Source organism: Massilia aurea, assembly GCF_024753205.1.
Lineage (GTDB): Bacteria > Pseudomonadota > Gammaproteobacteria > Burkholderiales > Burkholderiaceae_D > Telluria > Telluria aurea.
Genome location: NZ_JANUGZ010000005.1, coordinates 212,394 through 235,863, shown reverse-complemented (window position 1 = coordinate 235,863; position 23,470 = coordinate 212,394). Strand labels below are relative to the sequence as shown.

The following is a 23,470-nucleotide window of genomic DNA, read 5'->3' as shown; positions in this document are numbered from 1 at the left end:
GGGATTTTTTCTGCGCGTGCGGAACTAGTCGGTGTCTGACAAAAGATGATTCCAAGCTTTTTGCCCCCCCTCCCCCTGCCGGGGCAATGAGGGTCAGCCCCGCGCGCGGGCGCGTGCCTCGCGTGCCGACTTCGCGTCGTGGCACGGCACGCACAGCGTTTCCTTGTTGTCGTCGTCATCGGTGCCGCCGTCGGCTAGCGCGATGATGTGGTCGACCGGGTAGCCGATGGTGGTGCGGCCCTGCCGCTTACACTCTTGGCACAGATCGCAGTCACGCGCCCGGATGCGGCGGCGGTCCAGCACACCGCCATAGCCGCGCTTGCGCTCGACCACGACACCAGGGCGTGCGGCCAGGGTGGCGACGCGCGGCGCTGCCGTCTGTAGCCGGGACTTGAGGGCAGTCAGCTTCATGGCTTGTCGGGCACCAGGGCGGCCAGCTCATCAAGCAGCAGCCCGGTCCCGCCGTAGCCCTTGGCACGAAGCAGCGCATGCGCGCGCTCGGACTCGGCAAGCCGATCGGACAGACGCCGGAGCGCAGTCTCATCGACCACGCGGAATACCATCGCCGGCTGGTTGCCGGTGACAGCTCGAATGATCTGGTCGCGGTAGACCTCGACAGGCATGCTCATCGTTTACCCAAGATGGCGAGGTGCTCGCGCGCGAACTGCACGAGCACGCGCATCCAAATGATTTCGGACTCGACGCTCATGCGTACCTCGAAAAAAAACCGCCCCGGCGCATGGATGCGAGGGGCGGCGAAGGTCCTGTTGGCACAGGACTGGAAAGGGGGCAGACGGCGGGGCTCTCACCCGCGGCTTGTATGATAGACGATTCGTGTCCATACAGCTGCATCCGCATTGATTAGTGGCCCTTACGCGGGCGAGACGGCGTGCCTCAGAGCTATCTGCTGAGTGGGCCGCAAATAGAAAAAGCCCGAACGTTTAACGGTTCAGGCTTTTCTTCAGACGTGCGAAAGCACCAAAGGCTGGGGTGCTGTCGCGAGTTCCGGTTATCGGTGGCGCTCTCGCGCACTTTACGAGGCCGGAAGAATGTAGGTGCTTAGTTTACACGAAAAAGCTGTGCGTATACACAGCATTTTTTCATTCCCATCAGTTCGCTAGCGCGCGCAGCTTGGCACCGGCGCGGGTCGCATGGCTATCGGCGATGCTGTGCAACTCGCTCACCATGTTCAGCGTGTGTTCACGGACAAACCCAGCCGCCATCACCAGCGGGGCCTTGCCTGATCCGGCGCAGCACTTGCATGCGCGCGCCTCCGCCACTCCGGTACCACCACATGGATCGCACAGGCCATTCAGCCAGTAAGCCAGAGAATTCTCTGCGACAGTACGGTACAGCTTGATCGCCGCTTCCGCATCCCATGCCGTGTTCTCTGGCACCCATCGGCGCGCGCGGCCGCGCTTCATCACTTCGGCCGTCCATAGGGCTAGCAAACGGGCCAAAAGCAACACTCCGCTCTCCAGTACAATTGCATCACCCTGCAGCGCCTGGCGGCAATCAGCCTCGCGGTTCGCGTCCTTCTTCCGGATTGCATGGACCAGCGCTTTCTCGACCAGGTCGCGCATTGCGACCGCGTGAGCCATGTTCTGGGTCGCCGTGCCGGCGTACTTCGCACGGTGCAGTAGCGCGCCTAGGTCGCCTGCCGAAGTCGATGCCAGCGCCGACGCAAGAAGCGGCTCTGCTTGGCAATGGCGCTCATCGTCCTGCAGGCTCGATGCGCTCAATGCGGTGATATAGCGGTCAACGAACCCCATGATTTAGCTCTTCTATAAAGGACGACCAAGCGAGCGTAGCATATGCCAACAAGAAATTTCCGGATTGAATTTTTTTTTACGAGGTACGTTTACAACATAGAAGCCGGCAGGATGTCCGCCGGTGGCCATCACCTTCACTGGTCCTCCGGGGTCTCTGAATACCGCCGCTCCAGCACGATGCGCACCACCTGCGCTTTTCGCAGCGCCGACGATCCGGCTCTGGCGTAGTCCCCATCCTACATACGAGCAGCGCCTTGCTCGGTTACGTATTTACGACTATTCGTATAGCATTGAGTGTTGACTAAAATTAAGGGCATTTCCGAATGAAAATTGCTCTCGTAGTCGAGGACGACCCGGTGCGCGCATCCACGCTTCAGATACAGCTGAAGCTACTTGGCTACGCCACGTTCATTGCATCAACATCTGCTAGAGCATTGAACATCGTCAGAATGTGCGGTATCGACGTAATCCTGATTTCAGCCCCTACTCGCTTAAGTGAGAGACGGTCCTTTGCCGGCGAACTTAAAAGCTTTCTACGAACCGCGACCGTTATCCTAATAACAGAGTGCGACATCGTCCACTCACATGCGAAATCTCTTCGCTACTCTGGCCTCACTGCTGTTTTGAGAGGCCCATCGACTCTCCTGGCGCTCTGGCGCGCTCTTGAATACGAACGAGACGGCTTTGGATGCCATCCTGGCTGGGTTCCAACTTCAGAAGAACGGCGAGTGCCGCTACGAATTTCCCTGGCACGTTGATTGCGCCAAATCGGTGAGTATCAGCAAGCTTGCCGGGTGATTGCTTCCGCCCTCGAAGTGCTCAGCAGGTTACATCAGGCGCAATGCCAGATTCTCCTCGCTGCTAACTGATATCATGTCGGCATGAGCCAAAAGATATTGTTGATCGAAGACTCTCTCCTCGACGCTGAACTCACAATCCACGCGTTAAAACGTTGCGACTTGCATAATGAAGTCGTTCACGCTGTAGACGGTGGTGTTGCGTTATGGCATTTAGCAGTAGACCAAAAAATTGCACTAATTCTGCTTGATCTTAAGCTAAGGGTAGTCAGCGGCATAGAATTTCTGACCATGTTCCGCTCAGATCCTAAAAACACCGCTACCCCGGTAATCATTTTGTCAGGGTCGGTGAACCCTGAAGATCGTGCTCATACTGAGCAACTCGGCACTTCAGGTTATGTGGTCAAGGATTCAGACCCGGAGAGATTCCGCGACGCTTTGTGCCGAGCCTTGACGCCGTTTCAAACTAAGCTTTCATGACAATTTGCCGCCTACTTGGTCCGATTGTTTCCAAGGAACGTTAAGGCTCCCTCTTCATCTGCTTAAGTTTAGCCGCGTATTTGTCCTTGATACGCTTGGCGTCCTCAATCGTGTATTTCGCCGGCGGGTGCTCGCGCTCCAGAAACTCCAGCCGCTCGTCACCGATGCGCGTGCGCAGGCCGATGCGGTACTCGATGGCGTTGCCGCCCTTGTGCTGGTTGCAGGGCACGCATTGCTTGTGCGTGTTGTCCTCGTGGAAGCGGAGCGCCGGCTGAGCGCCGACCGAGCGATAGTGCCCGGCATCCCACGCGCCGGTGTGATGCCGGCCGCAGCTGATGCACGGCAGCGCCTGGTCGCGTGCCCGGATGTACCGGTTGAACACGGCCTGGGCGTCGGCCAGATGCTCGGTGCGCGTTTTCAGCTTCGCCTTGGCTTCGCGGGTTTGCTTGGAGTCCAGGCGCTGCCGCTCGGCCACGGCGAACACAGCACCGCATTCCGGGCCGCACACCTTGTGCGTCATGTTGCGCGGCTGGAAACGGTTGCCGCAGCCTTTGACGGCGCACTTGCGGGTGCGCGCGGGCTTGAGGGTACCAGTGCGGGAGATGGGGGAGCGGATCATGCTACGATTCCTTCGCATTTAGGAGAATAGTGATGGGCAGGGTTGAGTACGGACGAAATCTGATGTACTCCATTGACGGCATGTATGACGGCCATCTGATCGAGTGGGCAACAGCCCCGCACCGCACTTTTAGGGACAGATCCGTCGGATACTTCCGTGTTCGCAGACCAGGCGTGCAAACGATCTTTGGCGTGGTTGGCGAAGCCTACAAAGACCCTGCTGATGCAAAAACTGCGGCAATTGAAATTGCAAAGTCGGTGGTTCGTGGCAGACGAATGCCGAGACTGTCGGGCTGAGTGATTCACTTGGACACTTGATAGCATCACGCGGCCTTCAGCATCGCGGTGATGACGTCGCGCGCGGCTGGCGGGCACACGGCGTTACCGAGCATGTGCACGGCGTCGGTATGCTTGGCGGGCAGGATGTAGGTGTCAGGGAATCCCATCGCCGCGCGGCACTCCTGCGCGGTGAGCATGCGTGTGCGATCGCCGTCGACAACGCCCCAGCGGTCCCGCGTGGTGACGGTGCCGAGTGGCCGGTTCAGGCATCGCCCGGTCAGGCCCGATCCGCCTCCGTAGTACGGCATCACGAAGCGGTCGCCGTGCGCGCGACGGCCCGCCTGCACGCGGCGCAATGTCGCTGCGGCGCGGCCGGGCTTCTCGATCGGTTGCCAGCTCCCGGCGCCAAAGTCGATGAAGCTGCTGGCCGGCACGTGTGCGCGCTTCTCCAGGCTGATCATCAGCGGATGCGCGGCGCGCGCAGCGACGATGAACAAACGCTCGCGGTGCTGCGGCGTGCCGTGATCGGCCGCGTCGACGATCATCGGCGTCAGCGCGTAGCCCAGCGCGTCCATCGCGGCGCACCAGGCCGGGTACAGCGCCCAGCGCGTGAACTCGGGCACGTTCTCGATGACAGCGAAGGCCGGGCGGTGGTACTCGGCGGCCGACACGACGGCCCAAGCGGTCGAACGGCTGGCGTCGTGCTGCGGGTTGCCGTTGGCCTTGCCGCGCGCCTTGCTGTGCCCCTGGCAGCACGGCGATGCGAGCAGGATGTCGTGCGCAGGCACGTCGCGCCAGTTGGCCTGCTGCAGGTCCTGGCACAGGTGCGCGGCGCCCGGGTGGTTCTGCTCGTGGATCGCCACGGCTGCCGGCCAGTGGTTCGCGGCCCACACGACGTCGACGCCGGCCATGCTGGCGCCCGTGCTGAAGCCGCCAGCGCCAGCGAATAGGTCGATTGCTTTCATGCTGCCTCTTTCTGTTTTTCGTCGATGGCCTGCTGCTGCGCCACATACCGCGCACGCGGCGCCCGGTCGCGCGCTTCCTTGAACAGCACGCCGATCTGGCCGTTCCACGGGGTTGCGCGGTCCCATGCCGTGCACCAGCCATAGCCGGGCGCCAGGTCGGTGCGCAACGTCGCCTTGAATCGCTCGCACATGGCGCAGGGGTCGTGGGCGGTGGTCATGCGGCGAGCTCCCATGGCAGCAAGATGCGTTGCTGGGCGGTGGCGAAGTGCACAGGGTCCTGCTCGATGCCGATGAACGTGCGCCCCGTATTGCGGCAGGCCACGCCGGCGGTACCGCTACCCATCGCGTTGTCCAGCACCACGTCGCCCGGGTTCGAATAGGTGCGCACCAGGTAGTCCATCAGCGCGACGGGCTTCTGGGTCGGGTGGTAGTTGCCTCGCTGCTTATCGCTGGAGAACGGTTGCACGCTGCGCGGGTAGCGGCTGGTCGAGTCGTATTCCGTCAGCTTGATCGCCTTCCCGTAGCATTCGCTGTTGACCGTGCGCCGCGACGTCTTCTTCCGGGCGTGGCCCTGCGTGAACTGCGGGTTGTATGTCGGCTGGCCAGCGCAGAACACCAGCACCGACTCGTGCGCGCGCAGCGGCTGCTTCTTCGCATTCAGGAAACCGGTCGCGTTACCCTTCTCCCACACCCAGTCGTACCGGAACCAGTCGGGCTTGCTCATGACCAGCGTGCTGGTGAACGGCTGCATCGCGGTGAGCAGTACTGCGCCTCGCTTCTTGAGCACGCGGCAGTACTGCTCCCACAGCGGCGCCAGGGGGATGATCGAATCCCAGGAGCAGCGCGTGGTGCCGTATGGCAGATCGGCCAGCACCAGGTCGACGGTACCGCTCTCGATCTCGCGCATGCGCTCCAGGCAGTCGCCCAGCATCAGGGTCACCGGCATCATGCGGCCACCTCGGCGCCCGCGCGCTGGCGCAGCGCCACCTGGTGCTTTGCCCACTCGCCCGCAATCCAGGTCACGCCCTTCGGAGTGAAGCGAGCGGCGTTGTAGGCGTGCCCGCTGACCTGCGCCGTGCCGGCCTTGACGCAGAAACGGCCGGCGTCGATGTGATGCGCATGCGGGGTCCACTCCCCTCCCAGCGGGTACATGATCTTCTGGCTGTGCAGGAACCGGCGGAATTCCGGCTCTTTCACTCCGAGCAGCTTGGCCACCTGGCGGAAGCTCTTCGTGCCGGTCGAGTCGGCGTAACGCTCGACGAAGTCCAAGGCCGGCGCTGCAGCGGCGAGCTGGGCGGCCTGCGCGTCGATCACATCCTGCTGCTCGGCGGCCAGACGCAGCGCCGCGGCGAACGACTGCGGGACGGCCAGCGCCTGCGCCTGCGCTTCCAGCTCTTGCCAACGGTCGACCAGGCGAGCGGTGAACTCGGGCGACAGCTGCGCGACCACCACGTACGAATCGCGCTTGCCGATCCGGTATTGGCCGATGGCGCGCGGGCCCGGGCCGTCGCTCGAGACTTCCTCAAATTGAGGGAGTGTGATCGCGCCACGCGCTGCCAAGGTTTCGACGGTCCGAAGCACGTTGTCGTGCCGCTTCTCGACCAGGTCAGCGATCTCGCGGCTTGACATCGTCGTTTCGGCAGCGCCAGGGTTTTGCAGGGTCAGCATGTTGCCTCCAGTGGTGTTCGTGGTCATGGGTTCAGGGCCTTCCGCCGCGCGGCCTCGTGCGCGTCAACCCGGGCTTGCCACTCGTCGTAGCTTTCGTCCGTGCCTTTCGGCTCATTGCCCTGCGGCTTGCGGATCTGGATCGGCGCGGCGGGCGGCTTGCCGTATCCCTGCGCTGCCGGCGGCGGGTTGAGCAGATCCTCGACGATGCGGACCAGGTAGTTCGGCGGGATCTTGGCGTCGGGGCCCTTCTGCTCGCGGGCCGTGGCAACGGCGGCGTGCAGCACCGCCATCGGGACCTTGCGGGTCGACCAGTCCTGCACGGTCGGATGCGTGAACGTCGCGTTGACGCCCAGCTTGCGCAGAGCCACCGACAGGACGACCGCAGGGTCAGTGCTTTCCGGCAGGTCTTCGCGAGGCGGCATCGCGGCGGCTCGTGGGCTGTCGGGCTCGGCAGGGTCAGGATCGACGACGACGACATCGGCGCCAGCCGCAGCGCTCGCGCTGTCGTCGTTGTTCTTCTCTTCTCTTCTCTCCTCTTCTCTAGGCGTGACTTGGCGTGACATGGCGTGACCTGACGTGACACCAGCATCAGCACCAGTGTTTGCACTGTCACGCTCACGTTGTTGACGCTTGCGCTCTGCAGCCGTTGTGTCCACGCGCTCACGCTTTGGCTGACGCTCTTCCCATCGGGTGACGCGTTCGCCATCGACCAGCGCGCGGCCCTGCATCGCTTCCAAGATGCGGGCCGTGGTGCCGTCGTCGGCGCCGAGCAGGAAGTCGGTTGCCTCGCAGTCGATTGCGCCGAACAGGCCGCGCTCAGTGTTCGCGCTGGCCTGCTCGAGGATCAGTGCCCATACGGCGATCACGTCACCGACGCGCGCAGCAGCCTTCCGGGCGACCAGGCCGAACTTCGGATCGTTCACGCTGCCGTGGTGCCAGCGGAACCAGTCGATACCGTTGGCCATCAGTGCGCCCCCTCGATGATCGAAAACTGGCGCGCGTTCACCGGCTTCTCCACGTAAATGAAGCCGCGCTCGCAGTGGTCCAGTTCGGCGCGCTGGGCGATCTGGCACGCGCGGTTGCAGATGGATGAGTGCTGTTTTTGGAACAGGCAGCCGCGGCAGCTCTTCGCCGGCCGTGTGGTGAATTGAATGGCTTCGGGCGCCAGCGGGTCACCGCCTTGGCCCAGCCATTTCTGGATGGCGACAACTCGTGTCATGCAGCCACCATCGCAACGATGCAGCCGGCCTGGTGCCCGGTGCCCTGCTCCATGTGGCAGCGGGTGCAGCACGGTGCGCTTTGCTGCTGCGCGCGGCGCTCGGCCGCCGGTGCTCCGAACAGCGCAGTCACCAGCGGGTCGCGACGATCGATGGCCGGATAAGCGGAACTCAAGATGACGCGGCGCTCATCGGTGGCGCGGCGGCGCGGCAGGTCTTTCGCGTCGTACGAGGCTTGATCTCCCGGCCCTGGGCCCAGCTGCCAGTTGTTGACGAAACCGCCGCGCTTGGAGTCATCAACCCTCCCCGCGTGGATCAGGCCCAGGGTGCGCAGGTAGTCCAGGCGCGTCGAGACTTGATCAGACTTCACGTTCAGGTGCTTGGCAATCTCGGCCGTGCGATGCATGCCGGCGCCAATGCAGTCGAGGATGGCGTTGCGCAGTTCCACGCTGCCGCGTTTTGGAATGAAGGTAATCATTTTTCAGCCATCCCATTCAGGCGCGCCAGCAGCTCCATCATCGGGCGGATCGAAACGAAGATCGCTTTCTCGATGTGCTGCACTTCGTTGGAGTCGATGCGGCCGTCGGCAAGCGCGGTGTGCACGAGGGTGCCGACCTGGCCCAGGCTGCCCCAGATGTCCGTGACCGACTCCAGCACCGCCATGTCGCTCGCCGGCTGCGCGTCGATCTTCGTGCACACGAAGCCGTGGCGGCGCGCCAGCGCGTGCAGCACCGCGTAATCCTCCGTCAGCTCCATCACCCGCGATGCGTCGTCCATCGTCAGCACGTTGGTCGTGCTGTTCGGGTTGGCCTTGTTGCGCAGCAGGCCGGCGGTGTAACCCATGCGCACGGCCAGCGCCTCACAGCCGCCAGGGGTGTCGTGCACGGTCTTGTAAAAGGCGTCTTTGTAGTTCATGTGATGTTCCTGCAAACAAATGGTGCGTGGAAAGTTTTTGAGCGCGACAATGCAGTTATGGAAACTTCGATATCACTTCGTTTTAGCGGGTCGACAGCGAGGCAGCGCCGGCAGCGGGCCGTAGACGTCGTCGAACGTGATCGCGTGGCCGAGGCCGTGCGCGTAGGTGATCAGCTTTCGGGCCACTTCCGGCGGCATCTGCTGCCCTCGCTCGTAATTTGAGACGTTGCCTTGGGTGACACCGATGCCGGCGGCCATTGCTTCTTGGGTCACGCCGAGGCGTTCCCGGAGGAGTTTGATCGAGTTCATTCACCTATATTAGTCCGACTAATAGCTGATGTCAACAGTCTGACTAATTGCTTTTCATTAGTTTCACTTATATTCTCGCGCGCATGCCTGCCCAACCACTTACCCAAGAGCAGCTCGACGACGCTGCTCGCCTGAAGCAACATTTCGCCACCTGGCAGAGAGCCCAGCGCGATGCGGGACTTCCTTCGTCTCAAGAAGCGATCAGCGAAAAGCTCGGATTCAACCAGAGCTCGCTGAGCCAGTATCTGAACGGCCGTATACCGCTGAACATCGATGCCGCGACCAAGTTCGCGAACCTGATCGGCAAGCCTGTGGCCGAATTCAGCGCCACCTTGGCAGAACAGATCGGAAGATATGCCGGGCCGGCTGATCCAGTCGACTCCAGCGCGATGCTCCGCCGGGCAAGCCAGGTCTCCTTGGACGAGCCCGACCCGAGTGGCCTGATTTCGGTGCCGATGGTGACCATGCGCGTTGAGGCGGGCGTGCCTGGGTTTGAAGCCGACCTCGAGTTTGAGGATGGCGGCGTGATCCAGATCCCGCGCGAAGCTGTCGAATCCGAAAATTGGGCGCCGCAGTGCCTGCTGGCCGTCAAGGTGCGCGGTCTGAGCATGATTCCGGTCTTCGCCGACGGTGACACCATCGTGCTCAACGTTGCCGATCGCAAGCTCGTGTCGGGCGAGGTCTACGCCGTGAACTGCGAAGGCAAGCCCGCCGTCAAGCAAATGGTCTTCGAGCGCCAACAGTGGTACATGCGCTCGTTCAACCCTACCTTCGAGCCGAAGCCGTTCCGCACACCGGATTCCGACGTCATTGGTAAGGTCGTTTATCAGCCTGGCCGAGTAGTGTCTGGGCGGATGAAGTGAATAGAAGGTTCGCCGTCGCCGATTGGCTCGGAACTTTCGTAGCCGCAGAGGTTGACCCCTCGGAGTTCGACGGGCCTCGCGCGGTCGACGTGCTGGAGCGGGTTGCCAAACACTTTTCGGGAGTGAATATCGCGATGATCACGCCGGACTGGGAAACGCCTACAGGCATCCGTGTGCGGGGGCTGCATGCACCCGCAGATATCCTCGCGTCCCCGGACTTGATCTGGCGCGACTTGCATTTACCAGAAGAACCTGACTTGCCATTTTAAATTCTATTTCCAGGAGCGCTCATGAAAAACCTTGTGGCGGGATCCGCCTTCATCCTTCTTTCGATTCCAGCGTTGGCGGGAACGTGCGTGGCACTCGACTATCAGGAGATGAAAGATATGTCGACAGTTGACGTGACAGTCGAGGTTTGCAAAGCGCGCAAGGCTGCCGGCGAATATTTGGACCAAACGATCGAGAACATTGGAGGGCGCGGACCCAAGCCATACCCAAATGCCCAAGCGGATTTCGATCAGTGCATGGGTCAAGTCACTAGGATCGAGCGCGTACTCGAATCAAAAGGGGTGCCTAAAGAATCTGTGCCCGAACTTTGCAAGCAGGCTGCAGCGAAGCCAGTCACCCCTTAAGGCGCTACGGTACGCCTGGATGCCGCATGATAATAACGAAATAAGATGGATCCTAAGCCGAGTTGCGAAGATGTAAAAGCGTTTATGGCGCTCAAGAAAGCCATTGTCCGAGAAATGGAATGGGTTCCTAGTCCAAGCAAAAAATCAGCTGGGTGGGCTAAGTTCGAGAGCAGGTGTTATCTAGGCTCGGAGATTTCCGAAGAGGTAGATTTTCGCGCTCAATTTAGGAGGCGCACAATTAAGCGACGCGGCGCGGCAGAAATCGAGATACCCGAGGCCTTCTATGTCTCAATCTGGCTCCGCAACTATCGGACATACGGGATAGACACGAATCCAGACCAGACGCATACGAACGCCATTGTTGCGGGGCTTCCCTACTCCGGGACTGTCATCACTTCGCACACCCATGAGCACATATGGACGGTTGCGGGAGCTAATTACGTTGAGCCAATTGAGCCACCTATCCTCGAACTGCATGACGCGATTGCTAAATTTTGCGAACGTGTTAACCTCTATCTAAACGGACCATTCTTACACCCCTTGAAGGGGCAAAACGAGCAACTCTTATGAACTGCGCTGCCCTCGAATCGATCACGCAATGGCGTTGCCAGCCCTCCGGGCAGGCTTCCATACGCGCGACAGCGCCGTTCACCTTGGGCGAAAGCGGGCCACACGTCGCCTTCTATATCGCACAACCAAGCCCTGATAGCTTTTACATCACGGATGCTTGCGAGACTGCTATATACGCAGAACAAATGGGCATCGCACTAAGGAAAAATCGCCTTGAGTCCCTTAACCAGACGACCGGCGTGACACTGGCAACATTCGCAGAGGACTGGAGTATTGAATCCAGTGGGCCGATTGCCCTCTTGCAGCGAGCGTTATGGGACGCCGCTAAGCTGGCTCTTGCGCTTTCGTTCAAGACGAAATCTTGGCAGCCAAAGTTCGCACAGGCGAAGTTCCAGGCGACCGTCGTTAAAGAACTGGAGGCTCAGCTTGGTGCTGACCAGATCATCCGGCAAGCGAAAGTCCAGGGCATCAGCGGCCACACCATCGAATTCCCGGCGGCGATCGTGAGTCCGAAGAGCGGGCAGCAAATCTACGTTCAGCCTGTTGCGATGGAGAACGGCAAGGTCAACTGGCCGAGCGTGTACGAGTTCCACGGTAAATTGTTTGACGTCAAAGCAGCCTCAAACGTTTCAAATCGAATCGCTGTAATCGAGCGAGGTGCTACTCCGGTCGAATTTGGACGAGCTGCTAGCTTCCTTGGTGGCGCAGCAAAGGTCATCACTATTGACGGGATTGCTGAGCTGCGGCGTACCGGCTTGGCCGTGTAGCGCGAAGTCATTGCCTTGCTCCGGGATCGAGCTTAAGTCCTGCCTCGGACGACCTCAAAGGACCAGGGATTGCAACCCACTGTAGCAACAATCTAGCCACCTTCGGGTGGCTCTTGTTTTTACGCCTCACCCGCCCAGCGCGGGTATTTTTTCGCTCGACCATTCGAGTAAGGATATTTTCGTTCGAATATCAGTCCGACTGTTGACATACTTAATTAGTCGGACTAATATAGAAATATGCGCTCACCGATGAGGTGACCACACAGCGCGGCTTGGGAAGCATACGACCAACCATCAGTAATTCAAGGGACCGAGTCGCGCTGTGTGGTAGCTGGCAGGACTCAGGCGCCTGCATCGTCTCTGAAGTACGAGGCCTGGCAGCCGCCACACCAACAACACAGCCGCTGAGCGGCACGACTGGAGAAGATCATGAAACGCAAAACTACCGAACTGCAGTGTGCTGGCCTGGTGGCATCCATCGGCTGCCCGCGCCGCCTGGAGATCTGCAACGAGCTCGGCCGCCGCTCGCTGCCGGCTGGGCCACTGCGCTACCGGACGGAGCAGCAACGTGCTGCCGAGTACAGCGCCATGGCACTGACGTCGGGATGGGCCTTCGCATGACCCAGCAGTACGATCAGGACTACCTGAAGAAGGCGATCGCCGAGGAGCGCGAGGTCGCGCGGCTCGACCTGCGTGTGCGCACCTCGACGCCCGGCGGCCTGGGCCTGTCGATCGACTCGAACGTCTACCTGATGACGGGTCACATCGGCAGCGGTAGCGGCATCCGCACCAGCGAGATCCTGCCGAAGTGGCGCCGCCACCCGCGCGCTGCCGGCGCCCTGGCCATCAAGCACGCGTTGAACATCAAGCACGACTTGGAGGAATGCACGGTCACCGTCGGCTACGGCCCCGGGCGCCGCGGCATCGTCGAGCACTACGGTGCGCACCCCGACCACCAGGCCGCGACCATGGCCGCGATCGTGCGTGCTGCCATCCAGATGCTGACCGAGAAGCGCGACGAGGCTGCCGCGCTCAACCCTACCCGCGCACCGGCCCGCCGCCGGGTTGCTGCGCGCCCGAAAACGAAATGAGGACCGCCATGAGCTACCGCATCACCGCCCGCACCAGCGCCGGCAGCACCACCTACACCGCCATCGGCGACCGTGATGCGCTGATCGATGCAGCGTATGACGACGGCGCCCTGGGCGTCACCGTGATGGCTCAGGGCTGACCATGGCCACGAAGAAGCGCACCCGCGCGCTGACTGCCGACGAGCAGAGCCTGACGCCGGCCGACCGCGCAGCCATCCGGCAGGCGCGCATCAACTCGCAGTCCAGCCGCTACCAGCGCGAGGTGGCGATCGAAAAAGCTCACGCTGCAGCGCGCTCACCCGAACCAAGGAAATGACCATGACCGACACCACGCAAGAATCGGCGCCGCTCGCGCCGGCAGGCGTCATCTATCAATATCGCGCCCTGTCCTGGTGCGATCGCCGCTGGCGCGACATCGTATCGATGGACGAGCTGAACTTGATCAAGGGGTCGCCCGACATCTACGCCGTGCGCGCGCTTTCCGAGATACCGCTTGATGACCTGCTGCGCGCGCCGGCTGCGACCGTCAGCACGGCCGTGGCCACCATCGCCCAGGCACGCCGCGACCGCGACGTCATCGGTGGCCAGCTCCGCCGCGCGCTGGCCGCGCTGGAAGGCATGCCATGAGCGAGCACCGCCTACGGGTCATCAAGTGGAAGTGCGCGGTGGTGGTCGCGTATTGCGCCGCGTGCGCCTCGGCGATCGCCCATGGGTGGCCGCTGTGACCTTCGAAGAATTGCGCATCACCTACCAGTGCCCCGAGCAGATGGCCCGCGACCTCTTCGCCCAGGTCGCGCTCGAGCAGGCACTCCGCGCCAAGGCCGAAAACAAACTGAACCCGCCGGCACCGCGCCGCGCCCACCGAGACCGAGAGGAAAACTGATGGAACAAGCACTCCCCCGCCGCACCGCCGGCACCCCGCGCACCTGGGCGCTGTGCCTGACCAGCGAAAACCACGGAACCGTCGGCCCGGCCGGCTGCACCTTCAGCCACGCACCCGAGAAGCACGAGCGTGTGCTGGTGGTCGAAGCGCCGGCCAGCGCGTACGCGCCGGTTGCCGAATTCAAGGGCTACGTCGACGGCCAGCCGGCTGTGACCTGGTTCGATCGCGACAACATGCCGCGCGTCGGCACCAAGCTGTTCGCCGCGCCGTTCGATTTCCATGAGCATCTGGCGCGCCAGGCCGCGTGGTCGGCAAGGACTTTCGGCCCTGGTGCCCGAACCAAGGGCGTGTGCGACCACATCCGCAAAGAGCTGCTGGAGATTGAGTCCGACCCGCTCGACCTGCGCGAGTGGATCGACGTCGTGATCCTCGCCCTTGACGGCGCGTGGCGCTGCGGCGGCACGCCGGAGCAGATCATCGCAGGTATCGTCGCCAAGCAGTCCAAGAACGAGGGCCGCATCTGGCCTGACTGGCGCACCGCCGACCCGGACAAGGCGATCGAGCACGACCGCACCTTCGATGCCGCCCCATCGCCAGCAAAGGAATCGAAATGAGCAATCCAACTGAACTGCGCCGGTACAACATCGGCACCAACGGGCTATCCTTCTACGATCCAGATGGCGTATGGGTTGCATATGAAGACGTGACCGCTGCTGCTCGCCGCGCCCAGCCAGAGGGCATCAGCATCGCCTTGCGCGAAGTGACGGACAAGCTCGCCGCCACGGCAGCCGAGAACCTGTCGCTGGGCATGGAAAACCGGCAGCTTCGCGAGCAGCGCGCCGAGCGCGCCCAGCCAGAGGGCGAAGCGCCGCAAGCCGATCGGCCGAAGCTTACTGTTTGGTATGGCAGTCTTCCCGAATCGAATGGCAAAATGAACTTCACCGCCACGCTCCTGCGAGCGGGAAAGACCATCATGGATGGGGGCGAATATACGTTCGATACGTCCGAGTACCCGGACCGCGTGCGCTATTCCGCGGATTGCATGCGCCATTTGATTGGTGAACTTGCGAACGAGCCTGACATCCTCGACTACGACGACGAGAAGCACAGTGGTTATGTCGCCCCTGCCACCTCTTTGTCGCCTCTTTGTGGCGCCCAGCATGCAGAGAGCGGCAAAGAGGCAGATGCTGCCGAAAAGGCGGCTGCATATGACGAATTGAACCGGATCGCTGAGCTTCACGGGTTCGCAAGTGCAGCGGCAGCAATCGCTGCAGCACGTCGCGTAACCCAGCAAGCCACCCCGGCGCCGCGCATCATCGGCGGCCAGCCTTGGTCGAAAGAAGCCGAGATGACGGAAGGATGGCTCGCCGCCCAGCAAGCCGCAGCACCGGAGCAGTTCTGCGATGCCAATTGCGTATGGACTGACCATCACAAGGACTGCACGATTAGCGCCCCCGGCACACCGGAAGCACCGAAGCCACCATTCCCGATCAGCGATGACGAGATCGCCGCGCTGCGCCGGTTCTGGGAATGTGCGACCGATGGCGAGGGCTATGACGTTGAGAAGTCGATGATGCAGCGCTTGGCGGAAATGGGCCTCGTGCAGCGCAAGAGCGGCGCGTATTACATGGCGACGGATTTCGGACTGTACATACTTGGCGAGTACACGATCCAGCGCGCCGCCCAGCTCGACGGCGGCCAGGAAGGGAGCGAATCAAATGGCTGATACCTACCATGTCAAAGATCACGTCGTGCGCGAGGTCGTGAACCGGCTGCGCGACACGGCGCTGGAGTTCCACGCACACGGCAGCTTGCGCGAGCGCCTGGCGCGCGAACTGGAGCCGCTGCTGGTTGCTTCTCGCCCTGCTGAGGTGGACGACGAGATCCCGCGCGAGAGCAATGATGCGCTGATCGCTTTGGCCAGGTACTGGAAGCTCAACGGCGACTGGATGACGTGCAAGGGCTGTCGGCGCAGCCTCATCGCATCGCGCGACGGCGAAGAACTGGCGCACGGCGACGGCTGCAAGTATTGGGACCAGCAGCATCCATGGGCACAGCTGCGCAAACTGATCACACGGCGGCCAGCGCCAGCCGGTGCTTCTCAATGAACCTGGACAGCATCACACACACGGCGCGCCGCGATCACCTGTGCGCCTTCTGCGGCATGACCGTGCGGAAGGACGAGCAGTACGTCCGCGCGCAGTCGCCGGGTGGCGCGCAGGCCAAGAAGGCGTTTCACAGCGGCTGCTATCGCGGACTTCTACCCGGCGCCGCAGAATCGGAAAAAGGATCGAGGGGAAAATGATGGATCAGATGTTTCTCGATGATGATGAGCTGAAGAGCATGACCAAGCGCGTACAGCGGCCTGCCCAGGCGAAGATGCTACGCTCGATGGGGATCGCGTTCAAGCACCGCGCCGACGGCACGCTGGCCGTGCTGCGCGCGCACGTCGAAAAGGAATTCGGGGCCGGGAAGGATCGACAGCTGAAGACGAAAGAATTTGTACCGAACTGGGGTGGGCTGAATGCCTAGAAAGCGCAACAAGGAGAACGTCGGGCTGCCGGCGCGCTGGAAGATCGAGCATGGCGCGGTCTTTTACCAGGTGCCGACGGGCCTCGAGGATCGATGGGACGGAAAAAGAAAGTTCCGGCTCGGCGCTACGCTGCCCGAAGCCTACAAGGAGTGGGCGGCGCGCCTGGAGTCGGTCGACCAGGCCAAGACGATCGGCGCCCTGCTCGACCGCTACGCGCTGGAGGTGATCCCGAAGAAAGCGGTGCGCACGCAGGTCGAGAACCAGCGCGCCGTGCGCTCGCTGCGCGCCGTCTTCGGCGCCGCGCCGCTGAACTGGTTGCGGCCGCAGCACGTCTACCAGTATGCGGACAAGCGCAAGGCCACGCCGGTAGCAGCCAATCGCGCTATCGACGTTCTCTCGCACGCGTTCACGATGGCTGTGATGTGGGGCTACATGGACCGCCACCCGTTCAAGGGCGAGGTCCGGCTCGAGGGCGAGAAACCGCGCGAGCGCTACGTTGACGACTGGGAGCTAATCGAATGCCTGGCCCTGGCCAGCAAGCGGAAGAAAGGGAGTGTGCTCGTTCTGCAGGCGTACATCCGGATCAAGCTGCTGACCGGCCTGCGCCGCGGCGACCTACTGCGCCTCACCAGCGCCGCCCTGCAGCAGGACGGGATTCACGTCACCCCGAGCAAGACGCAAGGCAGCACCGGCAAGCGCGTCATTATCGAGTGGTCGCCCGAGCTCACCCAGGCTGTTGCGACGGCGAAGGCAGTCCGGCCCGTCGACATATCGCCCTGGCTGTTCTGCACGCGCAAGGGCGACGGATATTTCAATGAAGACAAGGGGACCGCAAGCGGCTGGGATTCAATGTGGCAGCGGTTTATGGAGCGGATCTTGGCCGAGACGAACGTCAAGGAGAGGTTCACCGAGCACGACCTGCGCGCGAAGTGTGCGAGCGATGCGGAGTCGCTGGAGCACGCCCGCGCCCTACTCGCGCATGCCGACAGTCAGCTCACGCAGCGCGTTTATCGGCGCCGGCCCGAGCGTGTGAAACCGGGAAAACTGGCATTTGAATAGCGCAAGCCGAATTGAATAGCGCACTGCACAAAATGTAGGCAGCAAACGGGAGCGGCAAGCGATTGAAAGTAATGAGGAATCTGGCCCGCCCTGAGGGAATCGAACCCCCGACCCACAGCTTAGAAGGCTGTTGCTCTATCCGACTGAGCTAAGGGCGGTGCAAAACGATGAGACCGGAAAACAAAACAGGCCGTCGATGACGGCCTGTTCTGATGAATCTTGCTGGTCGGAGTACAAGGATTCGAACCTTGGACCCCCTGGTCCCAAACCAGGTGCGCTACCGGGCTGCGCTACACTCCGCCGTGGGCAACATTATATGCCAATCGTTCGCGAAACACCAGCCCTTGTCAGAGGCTCAATGCGTCGCCAATTCAGACGCCCAAGTGACCCCAGTCAGACCGACAACTTGGCAGCAATACGGCGCGCTAAGCTGTCGGCAAGTTCCGCCTCTTTCGCCTCGACCATCACGCGGATCAATGGCTCGGTGCCCGATGCGCGGATCAGGACTCGACCGTTGTCGCCCAGCTCGCGCTCGACCGCTTCTTTCTCTGCGACCATCGCCGCATCTGCGGTCCAGTCGAAGCCCGGCGCGACTTTCTTGTTGATCAGGGTTTGCGGGAACAACGTCAGCTCGTTGCAGCATTCGGCCAGCGACTTGTTGCCGCGTACCAGCGCCGACAGCACTTGCAGGGCCGAAACGATGCCGTCGCCGGTGGTGTGCTTGTCCAGTGCCAGCAGGTGGCCCGAACCTTCTCCGCCGAACAGCCAGCCACGCTCCCTCATCACTTCGAGCACGTAGCGGTCGCCCACCTTCGCGCGCGCAAAACCGATTCCCATTTCCTTGAACGCCACTTCGAGCGCCATATTCGTCATCAGGGTGCCCACGGCGCCGGCGACGGGGCCGGTGCTCATGCGGTCGCGCACCATCACGTACAAGAGCTCGTCGCCGTTGTAGACGCGGCCGGTGGCGTCGACCATGATCAGGCGGTCGGCGTCGCCGTCGAGCGCGATGCCCAGGTCGGCCTTGTTGGCGACGACGGCTTCCGACAGCGCCTGTGGTGCAGTGGCGCCAAAGCCGGCGTTGATATTGAAGCCGTCCGGCTGGGCGCCAATCGAAATGACTTCGGCGCCCAGTTCATGGAACACGTGCGGAGCGATGTTGTAGGCGGCACCGTGGGCGCTGTCGACGACGATCTTCAGGCCACGCAGGTCGAGTTCGTTCGGGAACGTGCTCTTGCAGAATTCGATGTAGCGGCCCTGGGCGTCGCGCAGGCGCGATACGCGACCCAGCTTGTCCGACGACACGCAGCCCATCGGCTGGTCGATCGCATCTTCGATTTCCAGCTCCACTGCGTCCGGCAGCTTGGTGCCATGGCCGGAGAAGAACTTGATGCCATTGTCCTGGAACGGGTTGTGCGACGCGGAGATCACGACGCCGGCCTGCAGGCGCAGCGCGCGCGTCAGGTAAGCGATGGCCGGGGTCGGCATCGGGCCGGCCAGCATCACGTCGACGCCTGCAGCCGAGAAGCCCGACTCCAGCGCGGCCTCGAGCATATAGCCCGAGATGCGCGTGTCCTTGCCGATCAGGACGACGGGCCGGCCGCTGCTCGATTTTTTGCCCTTTGCCAGCACGGTGCCGGCAGCGTAGCCAAGGCGCATGACGAAATCAGGGGTGATTGGTGCTGCGCCCACGAGGCCGCGAATGCCATCGGTGCCGAAATATTTCCGTGCCATCTAGTTCTCTTTTCTCTTATTGAAACGAATTTTTATGGATGCATGGCCGCGTGCCATACCTTCAGCGCATCGACCGTCTCCGCAACATCATGCACACGCACGATTCTAGCGCCCTGCGCTACCGCAGCCAATGCCGCGCCGACACTACCGGCGGTGCGCTGCTCGACCGGACGGCCAGTAACGGCGCCGATCATCGATTTGCGTGACATGCCTGCCAGCACCGGCAAGCCAAGTTCATCCCGGATGCGGCCCAGGCCGCGCAGCAACGCGAAGTTATGCTCAACCGTCTTGCCAAAGCCGAAGCCCGGATCGACGCAGATGCGGCTGCGCTCGATGCCGGCCGCGGTCATCGCATCGACGCGTGCTTTTAGGAACGCAATCACGTCATCTACGACGTCATCATACCGGGGCGCCTGCTGCATGGTGGCTGGCGTGGCTTGCATGTGCATCACGCACAGGCCGCAGTCGCTGTCCTGCACCGCCTCCAGCGCGCCCGGCGTGCGAAAGCCATTGACGTCGTTGATCATGTCGGCGCCGGCGATCAGCGCTTCGCGCATGACCTCGGGTTTCGTAGTGTCGACCGACAAGGCGACGTCCAGCGTGCGCAGCGCGTACAGCGTCGGCATCACGCGGCGCAGTTCTTCATCAAGGGGCACGCCAGGGGAACCAGGACGGGTCGACTCGCCGCCGATGTCGATCATGGTGGCGCCATCGCGGATCATCGCTTCGGCGTGCGTCAGCGCGAATTCCAGGCCCTGGTAGCGGCCGCCGTCGGAAAACGAGTCCGGCGTGATATTCAGGATGCCCATCACGACGGGCTCGAGGGACGCGGCGCCATCGAGCGCGAAGCTGAACTGGCCGCATTGCAAAGTCTTGTTCATGGTGTCAGTCGTGCGGGCGTTGCAGGCTGCTCAGTAAGTCAAAGCAGCAAGCGGACGCCGTCATGAAAAAAGGCACCCTTGCGGGTGCCTTCGTGGGGTAGCGCGAGCGTCAGGCTGGTGCGGTGGCGTTTGGTGCCACACCACCAGGGCCGCTGTCGCCTGGCGGCGTGCGCTTGGTCAGCACCGTCGTTGGCTTGCGTGGCTCCTGGCCGGCCATGATGTCGTTGATCTGGTCGGCATCGATGGTTTCCCAGTCGAGCAGCGCCTTCGTCATCATCTCGACCTTGTCGCGGTTCTCTTCCAGCAAGCGACGCGCCAGGGCGTACTGCGTGTCGAGGATCGCGCGGATTTCGGCGTCGACCTTTTGCTGAGTCGCTTCCGAAATGGTCTTGGTAGCGCCGCCGAAGAAGCCTTCATTCTCGCTGTCTTCGTAGACCATCACACCCATGCTGTCGGACATGCCGAAGCGGGTCACCATCGAGCGCGCCAGCTTGGTAGCACGCGAGAAGTCATTCGATGCGCCAGTGGACATCTGACCGACGAAGATCTCTTCGGCGATACGGCCACCGAACAGGATCGAAATTTCCTCGAGCATCTTGTCTTTGTAGCCAGACAGTGCATCGTGCTCAGGCAGCTGCCATGTCAGGCCCAGCGCATAACCGCGCGGCATGATCGTGACCTTGTGCACCGGATCGGCTTTTGGCAACAGCTTGGCGATCACCGCGTGGCCAGACTCGTGGTAGGCCGTGTTGCGGCGCTCTTCCTCGCGGATGACCATCGACTTGCGTTCCGGACCCATGAAGATCTTGTCTTTCGCATCTTCGAAATCGATCATCTCGACCAGGCGCTTGCTGCGGCGGGCTGCGAACAGCGCCGCTTCATTGACCAGGTTCGCCAGATCGGCGCCCGAGAAACCAGGCGTACCGCGGGCCAGGATGTCGGACTTGACGTCGGTGCCGATTGGCACTTTGCGCATGTGCACGTTCAGGATCTGTTCGCGGCCGCGGATGTCCGGCAGGCCCACCATCACCTGGCGGTCGAAACGGCCCGGACGCAGCAGCGCCTTATCCAGCACGTCGGCGCGGTTAGTCGCAGCGATGACGATCACGCCCGATTGTGCTTCGAAGCCATCCATCTCGACCAGCAACTGGTTCAGCGTCTGCTCCCGCTCGTCGTTGCCGCCGCCCATGCCGGCGCCGCGATGACGACCGACAGCGTCGATCTCGTCGATGAAGATGATGCACGGCGAATGCTTCTTGGCATTCTCGAACATGTCGCGAACGCGGCTTGCACCGACGCCGACGAACATCTCGACGAAGTCGGAACCCGAGATCGAGAAGAACGGCACTTTGGCTTCGCCAGCGATGGCGCGGGCCAGCAGCGTCTTACCGGTACCTGGAGGACCGACCATCAGCACGCCGCGCGGGATACGGCCGCCCAGCTTCTGGAACTTGGTTGGATCGCGCAGGAAGTCGACGATCTCGGAGACTTCTTCTTTCGCTTCATCGCAACCGGCGACGTCCGAGAACGTCACGGTGTTATTGGTTTCGTCGAGCATGCGTGCCTTCGACTTGCCGAAGGAGAACGCGCCGCCCTTGCCGCCACCCTGCATCTGACGCATGAAGAACACCCACACGCCGATCAAGAGAAGCATCGGGAACCACGAGATGAAGACCTGTTGCAGGAACGAAGGCTCTTCTGGCGGCTTTACGTCGAAGCGCACACCGTATTCGCGCAGGTCGCCGATCAGGCCACGGTCGAGACCGGTGGCGGTCGCGCGCACTTTAGTGTCATCAGCGCGTGTGGCGGTGATGTTCGTGCCCTCGATCAGGACTTCCTTGATGCGACGCGACTTCACTTCATCGAGCAACTCGGAATAAGCGATGGTCTTGCTGCCGCCAGCGACGCTGTGGGTGTCAAACTGCTTGAACAGCATGAACAACAGCAGCGCGACGACCACCCAGATGGCGGATTTGGAAAACATATTATTCACGAGCACTCCTCCGATGCGTACGCATCTCTACCGATTTCAGTATTCTGATTTTACCCGCAATAGGCCAGCGCTGCCACGCAACTCCAGCCGTAGTGTCGAAATACCATCGAATGACTGTCTTATTCATTCCCGACATCGCCGACTGCCCGAAACGCAGTCGCAATACAAGGGATCACGCGGCAGATGTGGTGGCCGCGCGGCTGAATTTCAAGGGGCGATCTGTCGCCACACGCCAATTACACGCTTGGATTTTTCAGACCTCTGCCCAGCAGGAAAATCTCGGACGATTTGTCGCGGCTGGCCTTCGGTTTGATTTGCTTCACGGTCGTAAACTCGAGGCGGAATTTTTCCAGAATCTGGGTAAACCCCATGTCCTTGAAACACTTCACCAAGAGCGCCCCGCCCGGCTTCAGATGCGCCTGCGAGAATTCGATCGCCAGATCGATCAGATGTTCCATGCGGGCGGCGTCGGCGTGGCCGATACCCGACAGGTTCGGTGCCATGTCCGACAGCACCACGTCGACCTTGCGATCGGCCAGCACGACGTCGAGCTGCGTCAGCACGTCTTCTTCTCGGAAGTCACCCTGGATATATTGAACATCGGCGACCGGTTCCATTGGCAAAATATCCAGACCGATGATGGTGCCGTGGATGCCGCCGCCGTCCTTGCCGGCCAGCCTGCGCCGCGTGTACTGGGCCCAGCTACCTGGCGTGCAGCCAAGGTCGACAACAACATTGCCCGACTTGATGAGTTTCTCGGCCTCGTCGATTTCTTTCAGTTTGTAGGCGGCACGGGCGCGGTAGCCCTCTTTTTGCGCGAGTTTGACATAGGGATCGTTAATATGGTCGTGTAACCAGTTTTTGTTTAATTTGTTCTTGGCCATTCGCGTAGAATACTGCTTTTATAGGTCCATCAAAAATTTATTATGCTTAAACTCACTCCGGCCGAGCGCAGTGCTCTGCGCGCAGAAGCCCACGGGCTCAATCCTGTTGTCATGATCGGCGCCGACGGCCTGACCGAATCCGTGATGAAGGAAGTCGCCAACAGCCTCGACTCGCACGGCCTGATCAAGGTGCGCGTGTTCGGTGACGACCGCGAAGCGCGCGTTGCCATGTACGACAAGATCAGCGCCGACCTCCAGGCGGCCCAGGTCCAGCACATCGGCAAGCTGCTGGTGCTGTACCGTCCGAAGGTCGAGACGGCCAAGGAACGCAGCAGCAAGGCTGGCCCGGGCATGCGCGAAGTCACGATCGTCAAGGCCAGCGCCAGCGGCACCAAGAAGCCGAGCGTCACCAAGGTCATGCTCAAGGGTAACGAGCGCGTCACGGCAGGCGGCAACATCAAGCGCGCCAAGCCGCGTCAGACCAGCTCCAAAAAGAACTCGCTGAACAAGTAAAAAAAACCGGGGCAACCCGGTTTTTTTATATCGGTGTCGCGTACGGC

At 61.8% G+C, this 23,470-nt stretch carries 36 protein-coding genes and 2 tRNA genes; 19 read left to right on the top strand and 19 right to left on the bottom strand.

Annotation, left to right across the window (positions count from 1 at the left end; all coding sequences use genetic code 11):
- Positions 1–93: 93 nt before the first annotated feature.
- The 3 genes from NX775_RS20385 to NX775_RS20375 form a co-directional block, all read right to left on the bottom strand.
- Complete coding sequence (locus NX775_RS20385; protein WP_258837622.1) at positions 94–411, bottom strand: HNH endonuclease; 318 nt, start codon at positions 409–411, stop codon at positions 94–96.
- A complete protein-coding gene (locus tag NX775_RS20380; protein ID WP_258837621.1) occupies positions 408–629 on the bottom strand; it encodes a hypothetical protein in 222 nt (73 codons plus the stop codon). Before NX775_RS20380 ends, NX775_RS20385 begins: the two co-directional genes overlap by 4 nt.
- 480 nt (positions 630–1,109) lie before the next feature.
- Positions 1,110–1,772 (bottom strand): hypothetical protein, encoded by a 663-nt coding sequence (locus tag NX775_RS20375; RefSeq protein WP_258837620.1) that lies wholly within the window; start codon positions 1,770–1,772, stop codon positions 1,110–1,112.
- Positions 1,773–2,653: 881 nt separating this feature from the next.
- On the opposite strand from NX775_RS20375, the gene NX775_RS20370 reads away from it, so the two are divergent.
- The gene (locus NX775_RS20370; RefSeq protein ID WP_258837619.1) at positions 2,654–3,049 is read left to right on the top strand and encodes a response regulator; all 396 of its coding nucleotides are present in this window, start codon (positions 2,654–2,656) and stop codon (positions 3,047–3,049) included.
- Between the two features lie 40 nt (positions 3,050–3,089).
- Here NX775_RS20370 and NX775_RS20365 read toward each other — a convergent pair whose 3' ends face one another.
- Complete coding sequence (locus NX775_RS20365; RefSeq protein ID WP_258837618.1) at positions 3,090–3,668, bottom strand: recombination protein NinG; 579 nt, start codon at positions 3,666–3,668, stop codon at positions 3,090–3,092.
- Between the two features lie 62 nt (positions 3,669–3,730).
- Between NX775_RS20365 and NX775_RS20360 the strand changes: the two genes are divergently transcribed.
- Complete coding sequence (locus tag NX775_RS20360) at positions 3,731–3,964, top strand: hypothetical protein (protein ID WP_258837617.1); 234 nt, start codon at positions 3,731–3,733, stop codon at positions 3,962–3,964.
- A gap of 26 nt (positions 3,965–3,990) precedes the next feature.
- Here the strand turns inward: NX775_RS20360 and NX775_RS20355 are convergent, their stop codons facing one another.
- The 9 genes from NX775_RS20355 to NX775_RS20315 all read right to left on the bottom strand — a co-directional run bounded on the left by NX775_RS20355 (position 3,991) and on the right by NX775_RS20315 (position 9,020).
- A complete protein-coding gene (locus NX775_RS20355) occupies positions 3,991–4,911 on the bottom strand; it encodes a DNA cytosine methyltransferase (protein ID WP_258837616.1) in 921 nt (306 codons plus the stop codon).
- Positions 4,908–5,129, bottom strand: a complete 222-nt coding sequence (locus tag NX775_RS20350; protein WP_258837615.1) for a hypothetical protein — start codon at positions 5,127–5,129, stop codon at positions 4,908–4,910. The genes NX775_RS20355 and NX775_RS20350 overlap by 4 nt, the downstream gene beginning before the upstream one ends.
- Positions 5,126–5,860, bottom strand: coding sequence for a DNA-methyltransferase (locus NX775_RS20345; protein ID WP_258837614.1), 735 nt, complete (start codon positions 5,858–5,860; stop codon positions 5,126–5,128). Before NX775_RS20345 ends, NX775_RS20350 begins: the two co-directional genes overlap by 4 nt.
- The gene (locus NX775_RS20340; protein ID WP_258837613.1) at positions 5,857–6,579 is read right to left on the bottom strand and encodes a phage antirepressor KilAC domain-containing protein; all 723 of its coding nucleotides are present in this window, start codon (positions 6,577–6,579) and stop codon (positions 5,857–5,859) included. Before NX775_RS20340 ends, NX775_RS20345 begins: the two co-directional genes overlap by 4 nt.
- A 23-nt stretch (positions 6,580–6,602) precedes the next feature.
- Entirely contained in the window at positions 6,603–7,544 is a 942-nt protein-coding gene (locus tag NX775_RS20335) for a hypothetical protein (protein WP_258837612.1), read from the bottom strand.
- The gene (locus NX775_RS20330) at positions 7,544–7,798 is read right to left on the bottom strand and encodes a hypothetical protein (RefSeq protein ID WP_258837611.1); all 255 of its coding nucleotides are present in this window, start codon (positions 7,796–7,798) and stop codon (positions 7,544–7,546) included. Before NX775_RS20330 ends, NX775_RS20335 begins: the two co-directional genes overlap by 1 nt.
- On the bottom strand, positions 7,795–8,274 hold the full coding sequence (locus tag NX775_RS20325; RefSeq protein WP_258837610.1) for a hypothetical protein: 480 nt from the start codon (positions 8,272–8,274) through the stop codon (positions 7,795–7,797). Before NX775_RS20325 ends, NX775_RS20330 begins: the two co-directional genes overlap by 4 nt.
- Complete coding sequence (locus tag NX775_RS20320) at positions 8,271–8,711, bottom strand: phage regulatory CII family protein (RefSeq protein WP_258837609.1); 441 nt, start codon at positions 8,709–8,711, stop codon at positions 8,271–8,273. Before NX775_RS20320 ends, NX775_RS20325 begins: the two co-directional genes overlap by 4 nt.
- 72 nt (positions 8,712–8,783) lie before the next feature.
- Positions 8,784–9,020: a helix-turn-helix transcriptional regulator gene (locus tag NX775_RS20315; RefSeq protein WP_258837608.1), complete on the bottom strand. Its 237-nt coding sequence runs from the start codon at positions 9,018–9,020 to the stop codon at positions 8,784–8,786.
- 83 nt (positions 9,021–9,103) lie between these two features.
- On the opposite strand from NX775_RS20315, the gene NX775_RS20310 reads away from it, so the two are divergent.
- From NX775_RS20310 to NX775_RS20235, 16 genes are all read left to right on the top strand, one after another.
- The gene (locus tag NX775_RS20310) at positions 9,104–9,883 is read left to right on the top strand and encodes a LexA family transcriptional regulator (RefSeq protein ID WP_258837607.1); all 780 of its coding nucleotides are present in this window, start codon (positions 9,104–9,106) and stop codon (positions 9,881–9,883) included.
- 290 nt (positions 9,884–10,173) lie between these two features.
- Entirely contained in the window at positions 10,174–10,515 is a 342-nt protein-coding gene (locus NX775_RS20305) for a hypothetical protein (protein WP_258837606.1), read from the top strand.
- Positions 10,516–10,560: 45 nt separating this feature from the next.
- Complete coding sequence (locus NX775_RS20300; RefSeq protein WP_258837605.1) at positions 10,561–11,085, top strand: hypothetical protein; 525 nt, start codon at positions 10,561–10,563, stop codon at positions 11,083–11,085.
- The gene (locus NX775_RS20295) at positions 11,082–11,852 is read left to right on the top strand and encodes a DUF1828 domain-containing protein (RefSeq protein WP_258837604.1); all 771 of its coding nucleotides are present in this window, start codon (positions 11,082–11,084) and stop codon (positions 11,850–11,852) included. Before NX775_RS20300 ends, NX775_RS20295 begins: the two co-directional genes overlap by 4 nt.
- Before the next feature lie 429 nt (positions 11,853–12,281).
- A complete protein-coding gene (locus tag NX775_RS20290; RefSeq protein WP_258837603.1) occupies positions 12,282–12,473 on the top strand; it encodes a hypothetical protein in 192 nt (63 codons plus the stop codon).
- Positions 12,470–12,943 carry a hypothetical protein gene (locus tag NX775_RS20285; protein WP_258837602.1) on the top strand — a complete coding sequence of 158 codons (474 nt, stop codon included), beginning with the start codon at positions 12,470–12,472 and terminating at the stop codon, positions 12,941–12,943. Before NX775_RS20290 ends, NX775_RS20285 begins: the two co-directional genes overlap by 4 nt.
- 8 nt (positions 12,944–12,951) lie before the next feature.
- A complete protein-coding gene (locus NX775_RS20280; RefSeq protein ID WP_258837601.1) occupies positions 12,952–13,083 on the top strand; it encodes a hypothetical protein in 132 nt (43 codons plus the stop codon).
- 2 nt (positions 13,084–13,085) lie between these two features.
- Positions 13,086–13,259, top strand: a complete 174-nt coding sequence (locus NX775_RS20275) for a hypothetical protein (RefSeq protein WP_258837600.1) — start codon at positions 13,086–13,088, stop codon at positions 13,257–13,259.
- A gap of 2 nt (positions 13,260–13,261) precedes the next feature.
- Positions 13,262–13,570 carry a hypothetical protein gene (locus NX775_RS20270; protein WP_258837599.1) on the top strand — a complete coding sequence of 103 codons (309 nt, stop codon included), beginning with the start codon at positions 13,262–13,264 and terminating at the stop codon, positions 13,568–13,570.
- A 25-nt stretch (positions 13,571–13,595) separates the two neighbouring features.
- The gene (locus NX775_RS20265) at positions 13,596–13,826 is read left to right on the top strand and encodes a hypothetical protein (RefSeq protein WP_258837598.1); all 231 of its coding nucleotides are present in this window, start codon (positions 13,596–13,598) and stop codon (positions 13,824–13,826) included.
- The gene (locus tag NX775_RS20260; protein ID WP_258837597.1) at positions 13,826–14,440 is read left to right on the top strand and encodes a dATP/dGTP pyrophosphohydrolase domain-containing protein; all 615 of its coding nucleotides are present in this window, start codon (positions 13,826–13,828) and stop codon (positions 14,438–14,440) included. The genes NX775_RS20265 and NX775_RS20260 overlap by 1 nt, the downstream gene beginning before the upstream one ends.
- Complete coding sequence (locus NX775_RS20255; protein ID WP_258837596.1) at positions 14,437–15,552, top strand: hypothetical protein; 1,116 nt, start codon at positions 14,437–14,439, stop codon at positions 15,550–15,552. The genes NX775_RS20260 and NX775_RS20255 overlap by 4 nt, the downstream gene beginning before the upstream one ends.
- On the top strand, positions 15,545–15,934 hold the full coding sequence (locus tag NX775_RS20250) for a hypothetical protein (RefSeq protein WP_258837595.1): 390 nt from the start codon (positions 15,545–15,547) through the stop codon (positions 15,932–15,934). The genes NX775_RS20255 and NX775_RS20250 overlap by 8 nt, the downstream gene beginning before the upstream one ends.
- A complete protein-coding gene (locus NX775_RS20245) occupies positions 15,931–16,131 on the top strand; it encodes a hypothetical protein (RefSeq protein ID WP_258837594.1) in 201 nt (66 codons plus the stop codon). Before NX775_RS20250 ends, NX775_RS20245 begins: the two co-directional genes overlap by 4 nt.
- Positions 16,128–16,358, top strand: coding sequence for a DUF4224 domain-containing protein (locus tag NX775_RS20240; protein WP_258837593.1), 231 nt, complete (start codon positions 16,128–16,130; stop codon positions 16,356–16,358). The genes NX775_RS20245 and NX775_RS20240 overlap by 4 nt, the downstream gene beginning before the upstream one ends.
- A complete protein-coding gene (locus tag NX775_RS20235) occupies positions 16,351–17,418 on the top strand; it encodes a tyrosine-type recombinase/integrase (RefSeq protein ID WP_258837592.1) in 1,068 nt (355 codons plus the stop codon). The genes NX775_RS20240 and NX775_RS20235 overlap by 8 nt, the downstream gene beginning before the upstream one ends.
- A gap of 81 nt (positions 17,419–17,499) precedes the next feature.
- On the opposite strand, the gene NX775_RS20230 is transcribed toward NX775_RS20235, so the two are convergent.
- The 6 genes from NX775_RS20230 to NX775_RS20205 form a co-directional block, all read right to left on the bottom strand.
- Positions 17,500–17,576, bottom strand: a tRNA-Arg gene (locus NX775_RS20230).
- Between the two features lie 65 nt (positions 17,577–17,641).
- Positions 17,642–17,718 (bottom strand) — tRNA-Pro (locus NX775_RS20225).
- Positions 17,719–17,811: 93 nt separating this feature from the next.
- Positions 17,812–19,152, bottom strand: a complete 1,341-nt coding sequence (glmM, locus tag NX775_RS20220; protein WP_258837591.1) for a phosphoglucosamine mutase — start codon at positions 19,150–19,152, stop codon at positions 17,812–17,814.
- 32 nt (positions 19,153–19,184) lie between these two features.
- Positions 19,185–20,033 (bottom strand): dihydropteroate synthase, encoded by an 849-nt coding sequence (gene folP / locus NX775_RS20215; RefSeq protein WP_258837590.1) that lies wholly within the window; start codon positions 20,031–20,033, stop codon positions 19,185–19,187.
- Positions 20,034–20,142: 109 nt separating this feature from the next.
- Positions 20,143–22,026, bottom strand: a complete 1,884-nt coding sequence (gene ftsH / locus NX775_RS20210; RefSeq protein WP_258837589.1) for an ATP-dependent zinc metalloprotease FtsH — start codon at positions 22,024–22,026, stop codon at positions 20,143–20,145.
- Between the two features lie 236 nt (positions 22,027–22,262).
- Positions 22,263–22,910, bottom strand: a complete 648-nt coding sequence (locus NX775_RS20205; protein WP_258837588.1) for an RlmE family RNA methyltransferase — start codon at positions 22,908–22,910, stop codon at positions 22,263–22,265.
- A gap of 42 nt (positions 22,911–22,952) precedes the next feature.
- Between NX775_RS20205 and yhbY the strand changes: the two genes are divergently transcribed.
- The gene (gene yhbY / locus NX775_RS20200) at positions 22,953–23,423 is read left to right on the top strand and encodes a ribosome assembly RNA-binding protein YhbY (RefSeq protein WP_258837587.1); all 471 of its coding nucleotides are present in this window, start codon (positions 22,953–22,955) and stop codon (positions 23,421–23,423) included.
- Positions 23,424–23,470: the final 47 nt, after the last annotated feature.